Annotated in this window: 18 protein-coding genes; 7 read left to right on the top strand and 11 right to left on the bottom strand. The window is 69.3% G+C overall.

Annotated elements, in window-relative coordinates:
• The first annotated feature begins 2 nt into the window (after positions 1–2).
• From GXW79_RS12705 to GXW79_RS12695, 3 genes are read left to right on the top strand one after another with little or no spacing between them, the layout of a single operon-like run.
• A complete protein-coding gene (locus GXW79_RS12705; protein ID WP_211874766.1) occupies positions 3–812 on the top strand; it encodes an ABC transporter permease in 810 nt (269 codons plus the stop codon).
• A 22-nt stretch (positions 813–834) separates the two neighbouring features.
• Positions 835–1977, top strand: a complete 1143-nt coding sequence (locus GXW79_RS12700; RefSeq protein WP_211874765.1) for an ABC transporter substrate-binding protein — start codon at positions 835–837, stop codon at positions 1975–1977.
• Between the two features lie 15 nt (positions 1978–1992).
• Entirely contained in the window at positions 1993–2649 is a 657-nt protein-coding gene (locus GXW79_RS12695) for an isochorismatase family protein (RefSeq protein ID WP_211874764.1), read from the top strand.
• Here the strand turns inward: GXW79_RS12695 and GXW79_RS12690 are convergent, their stop codons facing one another.
• From GXW79_RS12690 to GXW79_RS12675, 4 genes are read right to left on the bottom strand one after another with little or no spacing between them, the layout of a single operon-like run.
• A complete protein-coding gene (locus tag GXW79_RS12690) occupies positions 2650–3390 on the bottom strand; it encodes an ABC transporter permease (RefSeq protein WP_246503963.1) in 741 nt (246 codons plus the stop codon).
• A gap of 44 nt (positions 3391–3434) precedes the next feature.
• Positions 3435–4322 carry an ABC transporter permease gene (locus tag GXW79_RS12685; RefSeq protein ID WP_211874762.1) on the bottom strand — a complete coding sequence of 296 codons (888 nt, stop codon included), beginning with the start codon at positions 4320–4322 and terminating at the stop codon, positions 3435–3437.
• Positions 4315–5403: an ABC transporter ATP-binding protein gene (locus GXW79_RS12680; protein WP_246503962.1), complete on the bottom strand. Its 1089-nt coding sequence runs from the start codon at positions 5401–5403 to the stop codon at positions 4315–4317. Before GXW79_RS12680 ends, GXW79_RS12685 begins: the two co-directional genes overlap by 8 nt.
• A gap of 28 nt (positions 5404–5431) precedes the next feature.
• Entirely contained in the window at positions 5432–6547 is a 1116-nt protein-coding gene (locus GXW79_RS12675) for an extracellular solute-binding protein (protein WP_211874761.1), read from the bottom strand.
• Positions 6548–6643: 96 nt separating this feature from the next.
• Between GXW79_RS12675 and GXW79_RS12670 the strand changes: the two genes are divergently transcribed.
• From GXW79_RS12670 to GXW79_RS12655, 4 genes are read left to right on the top strand one after another with little or no spacing between them, the layout of a single operon-like run.
• A complete protein-coding gene (locus tag GXW79_RS12670) occupies positions 6644–7966 on the top strand; it encodes an NAD(P)/FAD-dependent oxidoreductase (RefSeq protein WP_211874760.1) in 1323 nt (440 codons plus the stop codon).
• A 4-nt stretch (positions 7967–7970) separates the two neighbouring features.
• Positions 7971–10259 (top strand): xanthine dehydrogenase family protein molybdopterin-binding subunit, encoded by a 2289-nt coding sequence (locus tag GXW79_RS12665; protein ID WP_211874759.1) that lies wholly within the window; start codon positions 7971–7973, stop codon positions 10257–10259.
• Positions 10260–10290: 31 nt separating this feature from the next.
• A complete protein-coding gene (locus tag GXW79_RS12660) occupies positions 10291–10650 on the top strand; it encodes a VOC family protein (RefSeq protein ID WP_211874758.1) in 360 nt (119 codons plus the stop codon).
• A 22-nt stretch (positions 10651–10672) separates the two neighbouring features.
• Positions 10673–11989 (top strand): LLM class flavin-dependent oxidoreductase, encoded by a 1317-nt coding sequence (locus tag GXW79_RS12655; RefSeq protein WP_211874757.1) that lies wholly within the window; start codon positions 10673–10675, stop codon positions 11987–11989.
• A 3-nt stretch (positions 11990–11992) separates the two neighbouring features.
• On the opposite strand, the gene GXW79_RS12650 is transcribed toward GXW79_RS12655, so the two are convergent.
• The 7 genes from GXW79_RS12650 to GXW79_RS12620 all read right to left on the bottom strand — a co-directional run bounded on the left by GXW79_RS12650 (position 11993) and on the right by GXW79_RS12620 (position 18489).
• Positions 11993–12250: a chaperone modulator CbpM gene (locus GXW79_RS12650; protein ID WP_211874756.1), complete on the bottom strand. Its 258-nt coding sequence runs from the start codon at positions 12248–12250 to the stop codon at positions 11993–11995.
• Entirely contained in the window at positions 12247–13146 is a 900-nt protein-coding gene (locus GXW79_RS12645; RefSeq protein ID WP_211874755.1) for a DnaJ C-terminal domain-containing protein, read from the bottom strand. The genes GXW79_RS12650 and GXW79_RS12645 overlap by 4 nt, the downstream gene beginning before the upstream one ends.
• A 102-nt stretch (positions 13147–13248) precedes the next feature.
• On the bottom strand, positions 13249–13974 hold the full coding sequence (locus tag GXW79_RS12640; protein ID WP_211874754.1) for a transporter substrate-binding domain-containing protein: 726 nt from the start codon (positions 13972–13974) through the stop codon (positions 13249–13251).
• The gene (locus tag GXW79_RS12635; protein ID WP_211874753.1) at positions 13971–14696 is read right to left on the bottom strand and encodes an ABC transporter ATP-binding protein; all 726 of its coding nucleotides are present in this window, start codon (positions 14694–14696) and stop codon (positions 13971–13973) included. The genes GXW79_RS12640 and GXW79_RS12635 overlap by 4 nt, the downstream gene beginning before the upstream one ends.
• Positions 14677–16419, bottom strand: a complete 1743-nt coding sequence (locus tag GXW79_RS12630) for a branched-chain amino acid ABC transporter ATP-binding protein/permease (protein WP_211874752.1) — start codon at positions 16417–16419, stop codon at positions 14677–14679. The genes GXW79_RS12635 and GXW79_RS12630 overlap by 20 nt, the downstream gene beginning before the upstream one ends.
• 12 nt (positions 16420–16431) lie before the next feature.
• Entirely contained in the window at positions 16432–17289 is an 858-nt protein-coding gene (locus tag GXW79_RS12625; protein WP_211874751.1) for a branched-chain amino acid ABC transporter permease, read from the bottom strand.
• 21 nt (positions 17290–17310) lie between these two features.
• A complete protein-coding gene (locus GXW79_RS12620) occupies positions 17311–18489 on the bottom strand; it encodes an ABC transporter substrate-binding protein (RefSeq protein WP_211874750.1) in 1179 nt (392 codons plus the stop codon).
• Positions 18490–18614 lie beyond the last annotated feature (125 nt).

Raw genomic sequence — 18614 nt, 5'->3', positions numbered from 1 at the left:
GCATGCGCTCGCGGCTGACGGGGTGGGCGCTGGGGACGCTGACGGTGGGCTTTCTGCTGTATCAGTGGATGCCCATTGCGACCTTGTCGCTGCTGTCCTTCTCCGGCCCCACGGGCGGGACAACGTTCCCGATGAACGGCGTCTCGCTGCATTGGTATCGGGAGCTGTGGGACGCCTCGATCATGAACGACTTCAAGCCGCCGCTGTGGCGCAGTTTTGTGCTCGCGCTCGCGTGCTCGGCGGTGACGACGGTTCTGGCTGTGACGGCGGCGCAGGCGATGCGCGGCAAGTTCCGCGGGCACAATGCGTTCTTCTACCTGTTGCTGCTGGGCATCATGGCGCCGGGGCTGCTGGTGGGCTTCGGCGTCGCGCTGATGGCGCGGATGCTGGGCGTCGAGCCGTCCTGGAACGGCACCGCCTTCCTTGTTCATGTGAGCTGGACGCTGCCCTTCGGCTTCATGGCGATGCTCGCCATCTTCAACCGCTTCGATGCGCGGATCGAGGAGGCGGCTCTTACGCTGGGCGCTACGCGTTGGGTCGCATTCCAGCGCATCACCTTCCCAATCGTGCTGCCGGGCATCATTGGGGCGGCGCTGTTCGGATTTTCACTGTCCTACGACGAGTTCGCGCGCAGCATGTTCACCACCGGCGCCGACCAGACGCTGCCGCTGGCGGTGCTCGCGCAGATGGACCGGCAGCTGACGCCGGAGCTCTACGCCATCGGCACCGCGACGACGGTGACGTCGTTCTTCGCGATCCTCGCCTGCATTGGCAGCCTTGCCCTGATCCGCCGCTCGATGCGGCGGGGTTGAACCCTTCACCGAGGAGCACCGCATGACGATCTCTCGCCGGGCCATGTTGGCCGCACCCGCCCTGATGATCCCGCCCGCGACGATGGCGCAGGCGCGCACCCTCTCCCTCGCGGGTGCCAGCTACGACATGCGCGACCCGATCCTGCGCGAGTTCCAGCGCCGCACCTCCATCACGCCGCGCCCCTGGGTGAACCCCTCGACGCAGGCGCGCATGGACCGCATCCGCACCGCGCAGGTCGACGTGGTGACGACGGACGCGCCCTTCGCAGCCTATGGGGCAAGCGAGGGCCTGCTGAAGGACATCGACATTTCGCGCATCCCGAACTGGAACCGCCTGCATCCGGTGCTGCGCGAAGGGCGCATCAATGCCGAGGCGCCGCTGGGTCTCGGCGCCAATCCGGGGCGGATGATGTATTCGGATGCGGGGCGGACGAAGGCGAAGCTGATGCCCGCCTTCTTCCAGATGGATTCCATCGGCTACAACGCCCGCCATATCCCCGCCGAGAACAACACTGTCTCCTGGGGCGAGCTGTTCAATCCGCGCTGGCGCGGCAAGGTCGCGCTCTACGGGATCGACTGGCTGGGGATGCTGGATGCGGCCCTCGGGATGCAGGCAATCGGCCTGCTGCCGGCGACGACGAACCCCACGGGCCTCACCAATTCCGAGGTCGATACCGTGGTGGCGTTCCTGAAGGAGAAGAAGCGCGAGGGCCATTTCCGCGCGCTCTGGCGGGCCTATGGCGAGCTGGTCAACCTGATGGCGTCGGAGGAAGTCTGGATCGCCGATGCCTGGTGGCCGGTGGTGGTGGAGGTCGCCTCGCGCGGCGTGCCGATGCGCTATGCGGTGGCGAAGGAAGGCTATCGCGCCTGGTGCAACGGCTACGGCATTTCCGAGAACTGCCGCGACCTCGATTCCGCCTATGAATGGCTGAACTTCTGGGCCAGCGGCTTCCCCGGCGCGCGCCAATCCGAGATCGGGTATTTCTCCACCTTCGACAATTACGGCGAGTTCCTCAGCCCGGAGCTCCAGCGCTCCGTCTATGGTGGGGAAGGGCGCGATGGCGGGTCGCTGACCGACCGCGCGTCGAAGATCTACGTGTGGAACACGCGCCCGGCGAACCTCGAATACTATACCGAAAAGTGGAACGAGTTCCTCGCCGCCTGAAACCCGGAGCACGCCGTGATCCTGTCCGACATGTCCGCCCGCCAGCTCTACCTGGCGCTGGAGCCGCGCAAGCGCTTCGGCTTCGGCCAGCGCGCGGCACTCGTCAACGTCGATCCGCAATGCGCCTACACCGATCCTGCCCAGTTCCCTGCGACGGCCTACGAGACCGATCCGCAGCAATGCGCGCACATGAATGCGTTGGCCACCGCGTGCCGCGCGAAGGGGTTTCCCGTGGTGTGGACCTATGTCGCCTATGCTGAGGGTGGCGCGGATTGCGGCGTCTGGGGCACGCGGACGGACACGCCGGACAGCTTGCAGAACATCCGCGACGGGTCACCGCGCGCGGCGTTCGATCCGCGCCTCGAGATCCATCGGGCCGACACGGTGATCAAGAAGCGCATGGCCTCGGCCTTCTTCGAGACGCATCTGCGATCGCTGCTCACCTACCACGGGGTGGATACGGTGGTGGTGACCGGCGGCTCCACCTCCGGCTGCGTGCGCGCCACGGTGGTGGAAGGCCTGTCCTGCGGCTTCCGCATGATCGTGCCGGAGGAGGCGGTGGCCGACCGGCATGAGGGCCCGCATTTCGCCAACCTCTACGACATGAAGGTGAAGTACGCGGATGTGCTGCCGGTGGCCGAGGTGCTGGCCGGCATCGCCGCGATGCAATGATCAGGCGTCGCGGCGCTTGCGCAACGCGCCGTCCAGCAGCAGCAGGCTGAGCGTCAGCACGATCAGCAGCACCGCGACCACCGCCATCGTCGGGTCCGCATTCTCGTTGATCCCGTCCCAGATTTTTCGCGGCAGGGTGACGATGCTGCGGCTCGCGATGAACAGCACCATCACCAGCTCATCCCAGGAATGGATGAAGGCAAAGATCGCACCCGAGGCGATGCCCGGCGCGATGCGCGGCAGGATCACCCAGCGCAAGGTCTGCGACAGCGAAGCCCCCATGCCGCGGGCCGCCTGCTCCAGCCGCGGGTCGAAGGAGGACAGCGCCGCCGAGACGGTGATGACCACGTAGGGAATGCCGGTCACGCCATGCGCGAGCACCACGCCCAGGAAGGTGCCGAGCAGATCCAGCGCGCCGAAATAGCGATACAGCCCCACCGCATAGACGATGGACGGGATGATCAGCGGCAGCAGCATCAGCGCGCGCAGCCATTCGGTGGTGCGATTGCCGATGCGCCAGCAGCCGATGGCACACAGCGTTCCGGCGATCACGGCCAGCAGGGTGGACACCACCGCGATCATCGCGCTCTGCCCGATGGCGGAGAGCCAAGGCGCTGACGTGATCAGGTTCTCGTAGTGGCGCAGGCTGAGGCCGTCGCGCGGGAGCGAGAGAAAGCGCTGGTCGGTGAAGCTCACGGGAATAACGATGGTGATGGGCAGCACCAGGTAGATCACCGCCATCCACGCGAGGGTCCGCGCGAAAGGCCCCGGGCCATACCCGCCCGTCATGCGCCTGCCCCGAATAGGCGCTTGAGGTTCACCACGCGCGAGAACACGGCGAGCGTGGTGAGAATAGCGATCACCAGCACGGTCGCCAGCATCGCGCCCATCCCCCAGCGCACGATGTCGAGGATCTGCATCTTGATCCACTCGGCCGCCATCAGCGTGCGGCCGCCGCCGAGGATCGCGGGCGTGATGTAGAAGCCGAGCGAGAAGATGAACACCAGCACGCCGGATGCCGCGAGCCCTGGTGCCGAGAGCGGGAAGAACACGCGCCGGAACACCGTGAAGCGGGACGCCCCAAGGCCACGCGCGGCGGCGAGAAGCCGCGGGTCAATCTCCCGCATCGAGGCCAGCATCGGCAGCACCGCGTAGGGCACCATGTAGTGCACCATGCCGATGACGATGCCCAACTCGTTCCATACCAGCGCGAGCGGCGCGTCGATGATGCCGGCATTCATCAGCCCCTGGTTCACCAGCCCCTGGCGGCGCAGCAGCGTCACCCAGGCGAAGGCGCGCACCAGCACGCTGATCCAGAGCGGCACCAGCACGGCCAACAGCCACCAGCGCTGCGCCGCCGGCGAGGCGAGTGCCACCACGTAGGCGAGCACATAGCCGAGGAGCAACGCGATGGCGGTGGTGATCAGCCCGATGCGCAGCGTCGTCACGATGGCGCGCTGCACGCCGGCATTGGTGAGCAGGCGTTCGTAATTGTCCAAGCCGGTTGTGGGCTCAGTGACGGAAATCGCCAGCACCTGCAGGATGGGCGCGACGTAGATCGCCGTCATCAGGAGGAACGCCGGCAGGATCAGCGCGTACCAGCCGGCATTGGCGAAGTGCCGCGGCACCGGCGCCGGCACCGCGGCGCGCGTCGTGAGGACGGCGCTACTCATCGCCATCATCCTCGACGGGCGCGGCGGCATCGGACGGCCAGCCGAGCCGCAGCGTCAGGCCCTCCGCGGGCGCGAAGGGCGCGCGCCAGGTCGGCAGCGTCAGGCGCAGGGAACCGAGGTCCGTGGTCTCGACCGTCAGGCTGTGTCCGGCGCCGAGGTAGGACCAGGCGCTGACGTGGCCTTCGACCATGTTCTCCGCCGTCTCGCCGTCGCCCAGCAGCGCGATTCGTTCGGGGCGGAGCGAGAGCAGCACCGTGTCGCCGGTCGCACCGGTGGCGAGGCGCTGCGTGAGCGTGGTGGCGCCCACGCTGACACGCGCGGTGGCGCCGATGCGCTCCGCGATGCGCCCAGAGATCATGTTTGACTTACCCAGAAAACCCGCGACGAAGCGCGTGCGCGGTCGGTCATACAGCGCATCCGGCGCGCCGATCTGGATCAGCTTGCCGTGGTTCAGGATGGCGACCGTGTCGGAGAGCGACATCGCCTCCTCCTGGTCGTGCGTCACGTTGATGAAGGTGCGCCCGATGCGCCGGTGCAGGGTCTTCAGCTCATCCTGCAATTCCGCGCGCAGCTTCTTGTCCAGCGCCGAGAGCGGCTCGTCCAGCAGCAGCAGGTTCGGCTCGAACACCAGCGCGCGGGCGAGCGCCACGCGCTGCTGCTGCCCGCCGGAAAGCTGCGACGGCCGGCGTTCCGCGAACTGGCTGAGCTGCACCAGATCCAGCGTCGCGCGGATCTTCGTGTCGCGCTCCGCGCGCTCCATCCCGCGCACGCGCAGCGGGAAGGCCAGGTTCTCCGCAACCGTCATATGCGGGAACAGCGCATAGCCCTGGAACACCATGCCGAAATCGCGCTTCTCCGGCGGCAGCGGCGTGATCTCGCGGCCATCGAGCAGGATCGCGCCGGCGCTCGGCGCGACGAAGCCCGCGATCGCCATCAGGATGGTCGTCTTGCCGCTGCCCGACGGCCCGAGCAGCGTGAGGAACTGCCCCTGCGCGACGTCGAGCGAGACGTCATTCACGGCGGTGAAGCTGCCATAGCGCTTGGTGAGGCCCACCAGTGAGAGCGCATGCGCCTGGCTCAAGGCGCAGCCTCCTTCGATGTGCGCTGCATCAGCCGGTGATGGCGTCGATGAAGTCCGCGTTCACCTGCTGGTAGTTGTCGCCCCACCAATTCCCATCGATCGCCACTTGCTGGCGCTCATTCGCCGGGTCGGTCGGGTTGAAGCGCTTGAGCTCCGCGGGGACCAACGCCGCGGCGCGCGGATTGGTCGGGCCATTGCCGAGCAGGCCGAGCAGCCCGACCTGGGGCTCGGGCTTGGCCAGCATGCTGCCGAGCAGGCGCTGCGCCATCACCCCACCCGGATTTCCGCGCGGGATGACGAAGATGCCCGGTTGCAGGATGCCCTGGTTCCAGATGAACTTGATGCGGCCGTTGCTCTCGCGCTCAAGCACGGAAGCGCGGGTGTGCCAGACCTGGCCCATCACCGCCTCGCCGGTGCGCATCAGCTGCTCGCTCTCGCTGCCATTGGTCCAGAACACCAGGTTGCGGCGCAGCTCGCCCACGCGGCGCATCGCGGCGCGCACGTCGATGGGGTAGGCCGGGCGGCCCATCGAGATCATCGCGGCTTCGAGCGAGCACACCGCGTCGCGGCGCAGCAGCCGCGTGCCGGGGAAGCGCTGGAGGTTCCAGAAATCCGCCCAGCCGGTCGGCGGGGTGGGGAGTTTGGAGCTGTCGTAGCAAAGCACGGAGCTGAAGGAATAGGGGGCCGCGCCGTATTCCAGCGCGAAGACGGGCGCGATGACGTTGGCGCGGTCGACGATGGAATAATCCACCTTCGTGGCAAGGTTCAGCCCGCCGAGCAGCTTCGCACCGCTCGCGGAGCTGTCGCACAGATCCCAGGCGACGCGGCCGCTTTCGACCATGGAGCGGATGCGCCCGGTCGCGGGACCGGAGCTGTCCTGCACCACGCGCCAACCGGGGTTCTCGGCGGCGAAGGGGTCGCCGTAGAAATTCCCAAAACCCTGGTTCGCAAGGCCGCCCCAGTTGACCATCACCAGCTCGCGCGGCGTGCCCTGGGCGTGGGCTGACGCGGTGGCCAGCCCTGCGCCGCCGAGCGCCGCCATCGCCTGCATCAGCTGGCGGCGCGAGAGCTGACCGCGCGCGTGCTTCTCCTGCGCGAGTTCCACGCAATCCTGGTGGAATGATTGAATTTCATCATCGCGCATCACGCACTCTCCCCTTGCAGCCTGGAGCCGCCGGCGTGAATCTTCCCTGACGCCGAGTGAAGCGCGACGGGCGCGCGGCGTGAAGGGGTTTTGCGCGTGGCCTTGTCGATCTTCGCCGATGATTTCGCGGAAAAACCCTGGTGGTGGGAGGCGGCCGAGTCCGTCGCCCGTGCCGGGGACCTGCCCGACAGCGCCGAGGTCGTGATCGTGGGCGGCGGCTATGCCGGGCTCTCCGCGGCGCTGACCCTGCGGCGGCTGGGCATCACGCCGGTGGTTATCGACGCCGAGCGCATCGGCTGGGGCGCATCCTCGCGCAATGGCGGGATGGTGTCGGGCGGGCTGAAGGTGGCCTCCGGCGCGCTGGAGGCGACGCATGGCAAGGAGGGCGCGCGGCGCCTGGCCGAGGCCGCGGCCGCAAGCTTCCCCTTCATCGAGGAGACGATCGCGCGCGAGGGGATCGAGTGCGACTACGTGCGCTGCGGCCGGTATGTGCCCGCATGGACGCCGAAGCACTATGCCGGACTTGAGGCGAAGGCGGCGTTCGTGGCGGAGGTGACGGGGCTGCCGACGCGCATGGTGCCACGCGCGGAACAGCACACGATGCTAGGCTCCGACCTCTATCACGGCGGCATGGCGGCGGCGGCGACCGGCAGCATCCATCCGGGGAAATACGCGCGCGGGTTGGCGGCGGCGGCGGCCAAGGCGGGCGCGATCCTGGTCGATGGCGTGCGGGTCAAGGAGACACTGCCCGATGGCGATGGCTTCCGCGTGGTGACGGATCGCGGCGAGGTGCGCACGAAGGCGGTGCTGGTCGCGACGAACGGCTATTCCTTCGACAAGGCGAAGGGCTCCGCCATGCCCTGGCTCGCGCGGCGACTGGTGCCGCTGGCGAGCTACATCATCGCGACCGAGGAGCTGGGCGAGGAGGTCATCGAGCGGCTGTTTCCGGGCCGCCGCATGATCTCCGACACCAAGCGCGTGCTGAACTATTTCCGGCCCTCGCCGGATGGCAAGCGCGTGCTGTGGGGCGGCCGCGCCTCCTTCCGCTCGCAGACGGCGACGGATGCCGCGCCGGTGCTTCGCGCGGCGATGGTCGCGTGCTTTCCGGAACTGGAGAAGGTGCGCATCACCCATGCCTGGTGCGGCAACGTCGCCTTCACCTTCGACACGCTGCCGCATATCGGCGTCGAGAAGGGCGTGCACTACGCGGCCGGCTGCCAGGGCAGCGGCGTGGCGATGGCGACCTGGCTCGGCCATCGCGTGGCGCTGAAGATGGCAGGTGCCGCGAACGAACCCTTCGCGCTCGATGGCCTGAACTTCCCCACGCGCGCCTTCTACAAGGGCGACCCATCGCTCGTGCTGCCGGTGATTGGGGAATGGTACCGCCTGCGTGACAAGCTCGACCGCATGGCGGCCTGAGCGCATGGCCTATGATGTCCTGCCTGGGCTGGGCGCGCCGCTGCGGCGGGTGGAGGATGCGCGCCTACTGATCGGCGGCGGGCGCTACACGGCGGATGTGGCCGCACCTGGCGCGCTGCACGTCGTGTTCCTGCGTTCACCGCACGCGCATGCAGAGGTCGTCGCCGTCGATGCCACGGCAGCGCGCGCCATGCCCGGCGCCGCGGCGGTGATCACAGCGGCAGAGACCGCGGCGCTCGGACACAACCCGGCGGTCTCGGAGATCTTCGGTGTCAGCGGCGCCCGGCATATCGAACCCTCACGACCGCCCATCGCCCGCGGCAAGGTGCGGCATGTGGGCGAGATCGTCGCGATGGTGGTGGCCGACACACTCGCCCAGGCGCGCGACGCGGCGGAGGCGGTGGTGGTGGACTACGCGCCGCTGCCCGCCGTGGTGACCGGCGACGCCGCCCTCGCGCCCGGCGCGCCGCTGATCCATGCGGAGGCACCGGGCAACCTTCTCTGCGACTGGCAGCGCGGCGATGCCGAGGCGGTGGCCGCCGGTTTCGCGCGCGCCGCGCACGTCTCGCGCCTCGCCTATCGCGGGAACCGCGTGGTCGCCGGCTATCTGGAGACGCGTGCCGCGCTGGCGCGATGGGAGGGCGACGCCCTCACCCTCGTCACGCCGTCGCAGGGCGTGCATCTGGTGCAGCGCGTGGTCTGCGCCATCCTTGGCATTCCGCGCGAGGCGTTGCGCGTGGTCAGCGAGGATGTCGGCGGCGGGTTCGGCCCCAAGCTGCCGCCCTATCCGGAACAGGCGCTGGTCGCCTTCGCCGCGCGCGCGCTGCACCGCGACATCCGCTGGGAACAGTCCCGCACCGAGCACCACCTCTGCGACACGCATGCGCGCGACCTGGTGGCGGAGGCCTCGCTCGCGCTCGATGCCGAGGGCCGCTTCCTCGCGATCAAGGTGGAGGGCACCGCCAACTTCGGCGCCTTCGTCTCGACCGTCGCGCCCACCATCCCGACGATGGGCATGGCGAAGGTGCTCTCCGGCCTCTACGCCTTTCCCGCCGCGTCCATCGCGCTGCGCTGCGCCTTCTCCAACACGGTGCCCGTCGATGCCATCCGCGGCGCCGGCAAGCCCGAGGCCTTCATCCTGCTCGAAACCCTGATCGACCAGGCGGCGCGCGAGACGGGGCGCGATCCGATCGCGCTGCGTCGCCTCAACCTCATCCCCGCCGAGGCCTTCCCCTACCGCACCGCGCTGGGCTTCCGCTACGACAGCGGCGACTGCGCCGCACTGCTCGATGCCGCGCTGGCCGAGGCCGATGCGGATGGTTTCGCCGCGCGCCGTGCCGCAAGCGAAGCGCGTGGAATGCTCCGCGGCTTCGGCCTCGCCTGCCACCTGCACGGCACCGGCGGCTGGGGCGACGAGACCTCGATCCTGCGCATCGGCGCCGATGGCGTGATCGAGGCGGTGACCGGCACGCAGAGCCAGGGCCAGGGCCACGCCACGGCCTATGCGCAGATTGTGGCGGCCGCCCTCGGCGTGGCACCCGAGAGCGTGCGCGTGGTGCAGGGCGATACCGCGCGCGCGCCGCGCGGCGGTGGTACCGGCGGGTCCTCGTCGACCATCATCTCGGGTGCGACGCTCAAGCGCGCCGCGGATGCGGCAATCGCGGCCGGCATGGAGGCGGCGGCGGAAAAGCTGGAGGTCGCCGCCGCCGACCTCGCCTATCGCGACGCCCGCTACGTCGTCGAAGGCACGGATCGCGACATCGGCCTGTTCGAACTCGCCGCGGCGATCGGTGGCATCGACGGCTGCGCCGAATTCGACACGACGGTGGAATCCTGGCCTGCGGGCGTCGCCATCGCCGAGGTCGAGATCGACCCCGAAACTGGCGCCGTGCGGCTGGACCGCTTCTCCGCCGCCATCGATGCCGGCGTGGTGGTGAACCCGATGCTGCTCGCGGGACAGCTGCATGGCGGCTTCTGCGCCGGCGCCGGCCAGGCCCTGATGGAAGACGCGCGCTACGACGCCGAGGGGCAGCCGCTCGCGGCCACGCTGATGGACTACGCGATGCCGCGTGCCGACGACGTGCCCGATTTCGCCCATGCGCTGGCCAATGTGCCCACGCCGAACAACCCGCTCGGCATCAAGGGCGTGGGCGAGCTGCCAACCAACGGCGCGCCGGCCGCGATCGGCAACGCCGTCGCGGATGCGCTCGGCGGCATCGCGGTCGCCATGCCCATGACGCCGGCGCGGGTCTGGCAGGCGTTGCAGAACGCGGCCTCACTCCCCACTCCATAGTTGCCGGGCGAATGTCGCGAGAGGACACAGCATGACCGTTCTACGGATCGTGGCGAACCTGGCAGCCCGCGCCATGCCGGAGACGCGGGATTTCTACGTCGCGCTGTTCGGGCTCGAGGTCGTCATGGACCAGGGCTGGATCGTCACCCTCGCCTCGGGCGAGACGGCGCGCGTGCAGATGAGCATCGCCTCCGAGGGCGGATCGGGCACGCCGGTGCCCGACATCTCGATCGAGGTCGACGACGTCGACGCCATCCACGCCCGCGCGCGCGAACTGGGCGCGGAGATCGCCTATGACCTCACCGATGAACCCTGGGGCGTGCGGCGCTTCTTCATCCGCGCGCCCGATGGCGCGCTGGTGAACGTGCTGTCGCATGCGAGCCACGCGTGAACGAACGGGAGACCCTGGTCCGATGAAACAGCTCCACCTCGGCGCCTTCATGCGCCCGGTCTCCATCCACACCGGCGCCTGGCGCTATCCCGGCGCCTGGCCCGACGCCAATTTCGATTTCCCGAAACTCAAGCGCCTGATCCAGACGCTGGAGCGCGGCAAGTTCGACGCCTTCTTCATGGCCGACCACCTGGCCTTCCTGAACATGCCGGTCGATGCGCTCAAGCGCAGCCACACCGTGACGTCCTTCGACCCGCTCACCCTGCTGCCCGCCCTGGCCGCCGTGACGGAGCGCATCGGCCTGATCGCGACGGCGTCCACCACCTACAACGAGCCCTATCACGTCGCCCGGAAATTCGCCTCGCTGGACCACATCAGTGGCGGCCGCGCGGGGTGGAACCTGGTGACCACCGCGAATCCGGACGCCGCGCTGAATTTCGGCCAGGACGCGCATATGGCGCATGGCGAACGCTACAAGCGCGCGCGCGAATTCTTCGATGTGGTCACCGGCCTGTGGGATGGCTGGGCCGACGACGCGCTGGTGCGCGATGTCGAGAGCGGCATCTTCTTCGACCCCGACCGTGTCCGCGCGCTGGACCATGAGGGGCCGGAGCTGAAGGTGCGCGGCCCGCTCAACATCGCGCGCCCGGTGCAGGGCTGGCCGGTGATCGTGCAGGCGGGGTCGTCCGAGGCCGGACGGCAGATCGCGGCGGAGACGGCGGAGGCGGTGTTCTGCGCGCCGGGGACACTGGAGGATGGCCAGCGGTTTTATGCGGACGTGAAAGCGCGGGCGAAGGCGTATGGGCGCGACCCGGATCACATAAAAATCCTGCCCGGTTGCTTCGTGGTGATCGGCGAGACGGTGGACGAGGCGAAGGCCAAGCGCGCGCATCTGGACAGCCTGGTGCACTACGACAGCGCGATCGCCTCGCTCTCCATCGCGCTCGGCGTCGATGCGCGGGCCTTCGATCCGGACGCACCGCTGCCGCCGATCCCCGAGACGGAGCAGAGCAAGAGCGGGCGGGAACGCGCGATGCGGCTTGCCGAGCGCGAGGGGCTGACCGTGCGCCAGCTGGCCCAGCGCCTGGGCGGCTATGGCGGGCTGTCGATGGTCGGCACGCCCACGACCATCGCCGATGCGATGGAAGCCTGGATCGACGGCGCGGGCAGCGACGGATTCAACATCATGTTCCCCTGGCTGCCCGGGGGCCTCGATGATTTTGTCGACCAGGTGGTACCGGAGCTGCAGCGGCGCGGCCGCTTCCGCCGCGAGTATGAGGGCACCACGCTGCGCGAGCATCTCGGCCTGCCGCGGCCGCCGAACCGCTTCTTCGACTGAGGCTCAGTCTTCGCGCGTCAGCGCACGCAACTGGCGGCGCAGGGCATAGACCTGGTCGAGCAGGCCGAGCACCACCGGCAGCGCGTCCTCGCCGAGGTCGAGCGTGTCGCGCAGGTCGATGATCAGGCGCACGCGCTCGACGTCGATCTCGCCAAATACCTCGCCCTCCTCGGGGCGGAGCAGGCCATCGGCGACCCAGCGCCGCACATCCTCGGGGGCGAGCGGGGTGAAGCGCGCACAAAGCAGGTCGATGGTGATCATGCCTCCCACTCCCCGCCCTGACGTGGGCTCGCGCCGGTCTCGGCATGGTCGCGGAGGAATTCCACCAGCGCCGGGTCCGGCGTGCCGAGCACCACGCGCAGCGTGAGCAACAGGTCGCCCGCCGGCTGCCCGCCATGTGCGGGTACGCCCTTGCCGCGCAGCCGGATCTGTTGGCCGGAATCGCTCGCCGCGGGCAGCGTCACCTTCAGCGGACCCGAGGGGGTGGGAATGCGGATCGCGGCCCCCAGCACCGCCTCGGCCAGGCTCACCGGCAGCTCGTAGCGGATATCGGCGCCGTCGCGGCGGAACAGCGGGTGCGGGGCGATGTCGAGCTCGATCAGCGCGTCGCCCGCGGGGCCGTTGTTGCGACCGACATCGCCCTGGCCGCGCAGTTTCAGGACCTGGCCCGGCTCGACGCCGGGAGGGATCTTGACGTTCAGCGTGCGGCCGCCGGGAAGCGTCAGCGTCTCGGACGAGCCCTGGATCGCCGCAGGGAAGGGGATGGTCAGGCGGTAGCTCTGGTCCATGCCGCGGCGCGGCGCGGCGCTGGCCCGCGCACGCTGTTCGAACATGTCGGCGAAGAGGTCGTCGAAATCAGGGGTGCCGCCATAGCGCGCGCCGGCATCGGAGTCCGCGTATTCGCGGTAGCGGGGCGGCGGTGGCGCCCGCTCCTGACCATCGGCGTCGATCTCGCCGGCATCGAAGCGCGCGCGACGCGCGGCATCCGAGAGCAGCGCGTTCGCGGCGGAGACGGCTTTGAACTTGGCCTCGCGCTCGGGTTGGCCCGGGTGCAGGTCCGGGTGATTGGCGCGGGCGAGCTTCTTGTAGGCTTTCTTGATGTCCTCGGGCGAGGCATCGCGCGCGACGCCGAGCGTCACATAGGGGTCGGCCGCCATGTCAGCGGCGCTCCAATGCGGTGGCGTCTTCAATGCGGTCGGTCATGCGCGCTCTATACACCCGCCGGCGCGAAAGCGGCATTCAAGGCTGAGGCATGAGCCTCACGCCGGCGGCGCGACCGACAGCCCCCGCACCCCGTGCTTCGCGATCAGCGATGCGACCAGGCCCGAGGCCTTGGCCTCCTCGACCGCCTTCGCGATGAAGGCGGCGCCGGCCGTGTTGCGCCGCGCGGTGCCGATCGCCTGCTGCACGGTGGTGAAATTGCCATCCAGGATGCGCGCGCCGGGCATCGCCGCCACATCGGTGATCAGGCGCGGGCGCAGGCCGGCGAGGACCTCGAACTTCTCCGCCTGGAACTGCGCGAAGGCGGCGTCGAGCGTCTCTGTGCGGAACAGTTTTGCCTTGGTGATGTTGCGTTCGAGCCAAAGGTCGTAGGCAGCGCGCGCGGTCACCGCGATGCGGTTGCCGGGCTGGTCGACCTGTTCCATGGACGTGATGGGAGAGCCGGCAGGCACCAGGTAGGTCGCCTCGATCTCGGCATAGGCGGCGGAGAAGGCGATTTTTTCCGCACGCTGCGGTTCGGCGCCGATCAGGCCGATATCCCAGACATTGTCGTCCACCGCATCGGCCAGCGCGCCGGGGCGGGGGAAGGGCACGAGTGCGACCGGCACGCCCAGCAACCCCGCGATATGCGCCGCCATGTCGGGCGAGACGCCGCGCGGCTCGTCATTCGGGCCGCGGGACGAGACGAGCAGGAAATTGCTCATGTTGATCCCGGCGCGCAGCGTGCCGGTGGGGGCGAGTTCCTGGCGGATGTCTTCGTTCATGCGCCGAAGTATGCGCGTTCGAGGCGCTCATGCAACCCGGGCTCGCGTGCATCGGCGGCGAGGATGATGCGGCCCTGGGCGAGGGCATAGGCGCGGTCGGAGACGGCCAGCGCCTTCTCCACCAGCTGCTCGACCAGCAGCACGGCGGTGCCGCCTTCGCGCAGGCGCCGCACCACGTCCAGCACGCGGTCCACGAGCACCGGGGAGAGGCCCGCGGAGGGCTCGTCCAGCATCAGCAAGCGCGGGCGGCGAACCAATCCTTGTGCAACCGCGAGCATCTGCTGCTGGCCACCGCTGAGGGCACCGCCGCGGTCGCCCCGCTTGGCCGCGATCTCGGGGAAGTAGGCGAGCGCTTCCTCGACGCGCGCATTGCGCTCGCTGCGCGAGAGGTCGTAGGCGGCGAGCAGCAGGTTGTCGAAGACGGAGAGCTGGGTGAAGACGCGGTGGCCCTCGACCACATGCACGAGCCCGGCACGGGCGCAGACGCGCGGGTCGGCACCGAGCATGTCGCGGCCAGCGAAGCGCAGCGTGCCGCCGGTGGTGGGCAGCAGGCCGGAAAGCGCCCGCAGCAGCGTGGTCTTGCCCGCGCCGTTGGGTCCGAGCAGGGCCACGACTTCGCCGGCCGCGATCTCCATAGTCACGCCGTGCAGCACGCCGATCTTGCCGTAGCCGGCTTCCAGCGCGGTGACCTGGAGGAGGGGTTCAGGCGCCGAGATAGGCACTGACCACCTCCTTGTGGCTGCGGATTTCTGCGGGGCTGCCGGCGGCCAGGATGCGGCCGAGGTTCAGCACCGTCACATGGTCGCAGATGGCGAAGATGAGGTCGGCGTGGTGCTCGACCAGCAGGACGGCGGTCCCCGCGTCGCTCACCGCGCGGATCAGCGATGCGAGGCGGTCGATCTCGTCGTGCGACAGGCCCGCGGCCGGCTCGTCGAGAAGCAGGAAGGCGGGGCGAAGCATCAGCGCGCGGGCGATTTCCATGAAGCGCAGCTCCGAGTGCTGCAGGCGGTCGGCGCGCACCTCAGCGACGCCGTCGAGGCCCACGGCGTGCAGCGCGAGAAGCGCACGCTCGCGGAACACCGCCTCGTCGCGGCGGTGGCGGGGCAGTCGCAGCATGGCTTCGAGGAAACTCGCGCGGCCCTCGATGGTCGCGCCGATCATGACGTTCTCCAGCACCGAGGCCTCGCCGATCAGCCGCGGTGTCTGGAAGGTGCGCGCGATGCCGTGGCTGGCGCGATCGGTCGAGCGCCCGGGGGCCAGCGTGCGGCCGCCGAGCGTCATGGTCCCCGCGCCGGCGCGGTAGTAGCCGGAGATGACGTTGAGCGTCGTCGTCTTACCGCTCCCATTGGGCCCGATGAGGCCGTGGATCTGGCCAGGCTTCACATCGAGGTCCAGCCCGTCGATCGCCTTCACGCCGCCGAATGCGAGCGTGATGCCGCGTAGCGACAGCGTGTCCGGCGTCGCGGTGTGGGCGATGAGTTGCTGGATGGCTTCGGGGCGGGACGCGATGACGCGCCCTGCCGGCAGAGGCTTACGATTGCGGAAATCGATCAGCGCCGCGATCCCCCCCGGCACCGCGAGCACGATGACCAGCAGAAGTGCGGCGTAGAGGAAGGTCGACCAGGCGGCGAGCGGTGCGGCGACCTCCGGCAGCAGCGTCAGCACGATGGTGCCGAGGAGCGGGCCGAGGATGGACCCGCGCCCGCCGATCAGCACCGAGATGAAGAACAGCAGCGACAGCTCGAAGGTGAAGGCGTCGGGGGTGATGTAGGTCTGCAGGCTCGCGAACAGCCCGCCGGCGATGGCGGCGAGAGCGCCCGCGAGGATGAAGACGAGGATCAGCAGGCGCGCCTTGTCGATGCCGGTCGCTTCCGCCGCCACATCGGCGTCGCGCACGGCGACGAGCGCGCGGCCGAAGCGGCTGTTCGCGATGTTCGCGGTGATCCAGGTGCAGAGCGCCGCGAAGCCGAGGCAGAAATACAGCAGCCCCCAGGGCGTATCGAAGGGCGCGGGCAGGGCAGGGCCGGGCACGCCGATGCCGCCGCCGGTCACCGGCTGCCAGGCGAGCGCGATCTGCGTCACGATGGTGGCGAAACCCAGCGTCGAGATGGCGAAGTAGAAGGTGCGCAGCCGCAGCGCCGGCAGCCCCACCACCACGCCGAACACCGCCCCCGCGAGCCCCGCGATGCCGAGGGCGGCGAAGGCCGGAACCTCCGGCGTGGCGTTGCCGGCGGCCAGCACGCTCGCGGTGTAGGCGCCCAGCGCAAACAGCGCGACGTAGCCGATGGCGAGCTGCCCGGCATACCCCACGATGAGGTTCAGCCCGGAGATCAGCACCCAGTAGATGGCGATGCGGGTGACGATCAGCGCCCAGTATTCATTGTCGCTGAGCGGCGTCGCGAGGCCGACGCCCAGGATCGCGAGGAACGGAAGCGCACGCAGCATGAGAGAGCGCACTCACACTCTCCGCGAGGCGGTGGCGCCGAACAGGCCCTGCGGCGCGGCGAGCAGCACGATGATGAACAGCGAGAACACCGCGACGGAGGCGAAGATCCCGCCGGCGTAGAAATTCGCCGCCTGCTGGAACAGCCCCAGCGCGACGCCGCCGATGACCGCGCCGCGATTGTTGCCCAGCCCGCCCAATGCCACCGGGATGAACCCGTAGAAGTTCAGCAGCGGCCCATTGGCGAAGAAGGCCAGCAGCAGCTGCCCGCCGGAGAATCCGGCGAGCCCGCCGATCACCCCGGCCAGCGCGTAGCTCGCGATGCGCAGATTGCGCTCCGGCAGGCCGAGCGCGCGGGCGGCAAAATTATCCTCCGCGATGGCGATGAAGGCGTGGCCCACCAGCGTGCGCCGATAGAGGTATTCGAGGCCGATGATGGTGACCGCGCAGGTCACCACCGGCAGCCAGTATTTCTCATCCAGCAGCCCGCTGCCCGCCTCGAGCAGGCGCGGGAAGGGCTGCGGCTCCGTGCCCCACTGGATGGCCGTGAACTGCTGGATCAGCAGCGCGACCGCCAGCGTCGTCAGCACGTACAGATGCTGGTCCAGGCTCTTGAGCACCGGCCGCACCGCGACGATCTCGGTGAGCACGCCGATCAGCGCGCAGACCACCAGCGTGAGCACCAGCCCCACCACCAGCGGCAGACCGAGCTTGAGGATGAACATCGACCCCAGGACGCCACCCAGCATGCCCAGCTGCCCCGCGGTGAAACTCATCACCCGCGAGGTCGCGAACATGGTGTTGTAGGTGATGCCGATCAGCGCATAGACGGCGCCGACCGCGAGGCCGGACGCCAGGATCGAAGCGATCATCGCTCTGTGTCTCTGGGGCGCTCAGGTATACCCAGGGGCCAGGTTGAAGGCGCCGTCGCGCGCGGTGTTGGCGCGCACCATCACGATGTCGGCGACCGGGTAGCCATTGTGCTCGGTCGCGGTGAAGGTGAAGTCGCCGTAGTAGCCGCGATAGGGTGCGAGCGTGTTCCAGTGCGCGATGATCGCTTCCTTCGCGGTCGAGTTCGTCGCCTCGACGGCCTTGGCCACCAGCTCCACCGCATCGACGCCGCAGGAGACCCACCACAGCAGCGTGTCGGCCAGGTTCACCTTGCCGCGCATGCGCGACACCAGCCCCGCCATGCGCTCCGGCAACTGCCCCGCATCATTGTAGGCGCAGCTGCGATAGCCGATCGCGTAGACCTTCTCCCAATTCGCGGGGCGCTCGACGAGCGTGCCGATCTCGCCCGAGGACAGCGCGGGGTGGCCCACGAAGGGCACGTCCCAGCCCATGCTCGCGCGGGTGTTGAGCATGCGCGCGATCATGCCCGTCGAGACCGACCAGATGACGATGGCCTCCGCACCCGCGGTCCGTGCGCGCAGCATGTCGGGCGTCATGTCGGGCTGCGTCGCGTCGATATTGGCCTTGTAGGCCACCTCCGCACCTTCGCGCTGGAAGCTCGCCACGCAGGCATTCACCGCGCTCACGCCATAGCCCGTCGTGTCGCCGATGATCGCGACCTTCCGCGCATTCACGCGCTGCAGGCAGTAGTTGCGCACCGCATCGTCCCACTGCGTGTTGGAGGGGGCGATGCGGAAGGCGTTCGGGTAGCGGCGCGCATCGATCAGGCTGTCGACCACGCAGGGGTGGATGTTGGGCATGTTGGCCCGCGCCATGATGGCCGTGGTCGCCAGGCTCTCGCCGGAATTGGTCGGGCCCCATATGGCGTGGACGCGCAGCTGGCTGATCATCTCCTGCGTCGCGTTCACCGCCTTGGTCGGGTCGCCCTGGGTGTCGCGCGTCAGCACCTCGAGCCTGCGCCCGCGCACACCGCCGGCGGCGTTGATCGCCTCGGCGGCAAAGCGCACGCCGCGGTCGAAGCCGACCGCGGGGGCGGAGCTGGGTCCGGTCATGGCGGCGAGCCAGCCGAAGCGGATCGGCTCGGCGGTCTGCGCCAGCGCCGGGGCGGCGAGGCATATGGCGGCGGTGCCGAGTGCGAGGTCGCGGCGGGTGATGGTCATGGTGGTCTCCCCTGCAATCTTGTTATGCCCGGGCCTGCGCCATGCCGCGCGAGCCTGGTGTCTTGCTTTGGTTGAACGTTCCTGCGCGCAGACTACGGCACTTCACGAGAAGCTCAAGCCACGCT

It is taken from the genome of Plastoroseomonas arctica (genome assembly GCF_018128965.1).
GTDB lineage: Bacteria > Pseudomonadota > Alphaproteobacteria > Acetobacterales > Acetobacteraceae > Plastoroseomonas > Plastoroseomonas arctica.
The sequence above is the reverse complement of the archived record's forward strand: the minus strand, read 5'-3'. Positions and strand labels throughout refer to the sequence as shown.

Excerpts from the sequence above, each read along its gene's own strand:
- GXW79_RS12705 (WP_211874766.1), top strand. The coding sequence starts at position 3 with ATGCGCTCGCGGCTGACGGGGTGGGCGCTGGGGACGCTGACGGTGGGC.
- GXW79_RS12700 (WP_211874765.1), top strand. The coding sequence starts at position 835 with ATGACGATCTCTCGCCGGGCCATGTTGGCCGCACCCGCCCTGATGATC.
- GXW79_RS12690 (WP_246503963.1), bottom strand. The coding sequence starts at position 3,390 with ATGGCGGTGATCTACCTGGTGCTGCCCATCACCATCGTTATTCCCGTG.
- GXW79_RS12685 (WP_211874762.1), bottom strand. The coding sequence starts at position 4,322 with ATGAGTAGCGCCGTCCTCACGACGCGCGCCGCGGTGCCGGCGCCGGTG.
- GXW79_RS12675 (WP_211874761.1), bottom strand. The coding sequence starts at position 6,547 with ATGCGCGATGATGAAATTCAATCATTCCACCAGGATTGCGTGGAACTC.
- GXW79_RS12665 (WP_211874759.1), top strand. The coding sequence starts at position 7,971 with ATGGCCTATGATGTCCTGCCTGGGCTGGGCGCGCCGCTGCGGCGGGTG.
- GXW79_RS12660 (WP_211874758.1), top strand. The coding sequence starts at position 10,291 with ATGACCGTTCTACGGATCGTGGCGAACCTGGCAGCCCGCGCCATGCCG.
- GXW79_RS12655 (WP_211874757.1), top strand. The coding sequence starts at position 10,673 with ATGAAACAGCTCCACCTCGGCGCCTTCATGCGCCCGGTCTCCATCCAC.
- GXW79_RS12650 (WP_211874756.1), bottom strand. The coding sequence starts at position 12,250 with ATGATCACCATCGACCTGCTTTGTGCGCGCTTCACCCCGCTCGCCCCC.
- GXW79_RS12645 (WP_211874755.1), bottom strand. The coding sequence starts at position 13,146 with ATGGCGGCCGACCCCTATGTGACGCTCGGCGTCGCGCGCGATGCCTCG.
- GXW79_RS12640 (WP_211874754.1), bottom strand. The coding sequence starts at position 13,974 with ATGAACGAAGACATCCGCCAGGAACTCGCCCCCACCGGCACGCTGCGC.
- GXW79_RS12630 (WP_211874752.1), bottom strand. The coding sequence starts at position 16,419 with ATGCTGCGTGCGCTTCCGTTCCTCGCGATCCTGGGCGTCGGCCTCGCG.
- GXW79_RS12625 (WP_211874751.1), bottom strand. The coding sequence starts at position 17,289 with ATGATCGCTTCGATCCTGGCGTCCGGCCTCGCGGTCGGCGCCGTCTAT.
- GXW79_RS12620 (WP_211874750.1), bottom strand. The coding sequence starts at position 18,489 with ATGACCATCACCCGCCGCGACCTCGCACTCGGCACCGCCGCCATATGC.